Below are 531 nucleotides of genomic sequence, written 5' to 3'. Positions count from 1 at the left end.
GGGCTGGCCTGTGCAATTTTCGCGCTTCTCCTCTCGGGCACCAGTCTCAACGCCTACAGCCAGATCGGCCTGGTGCTTTTGGTCGGCGTCATGGCCAAGAACGGCATCCTGATCGTCGAATTCGCCAACCAGTTGCGCGACCGCGGGCTTGGCGTGCGCGAGGCGATCGAACAGGCCTCGGTCATCCGCGTGCGGCCGGTGATGATGACGATGATCTGCACCGTGCTCGGCGGCCTGCCGCTGGTGCTGGCGAGCGGCGCCGGTGCCGAGGCGCGCGTCGCGCTCGGCTGGGTCATCGTCGGCGGCCTGGGGCTGGCCACGGTCTCGACGCTGTTCCTGACGCCGGTCGCCTATCTCCTGCTTGGCCGCTTCGTCACGCCGAAGACCCACGAGGAAGCCCGACTGAAGCGCGAGTTGGAGGAAGCCGCCTACACCAATGTGGAGCCGGCTGAATAGAAATTCCAGGAAAAGTGTGTAGCGGGTTTTCGTCCGGAATTTCGTAAGAAAAATAATTCCGCCTATCTCAAGAAC

Annotated in this window: 1 protein-coding gene; it reads left to right on the top strand. The window is 63.1% G+C overall.

Annotated elements, in window-relative coordinates; all coding sequences use genetic code 11:
- Positions 1 to 456 (top strand): efflux RND transporter permease subunit (locus tag EOD15_RS35315; RefSeq protein WP_148129855.1); only part of this gene is annotated, 456 nt, incomplete at its 5' end.
- Positions 457 to 531 lie beyond the last annotated feature (75 nt).

The sequence above is a fragment of the Mesorhizobium sp. M7A.T.Ca.US.000.02.2.1 genome, from assembly GCF_003996995.1.
Classification (GTDB): domain Bacteria; phylum Pseudomonadota; class Alphaproteobacteria; order Rhizobiales; family Rhizobiaceae; genus Mesorhizobium.
Note: the sequence above shows the minus strand (reverse complement) of the source record. Positions and strands in the feature narration are given on the sequence as shown.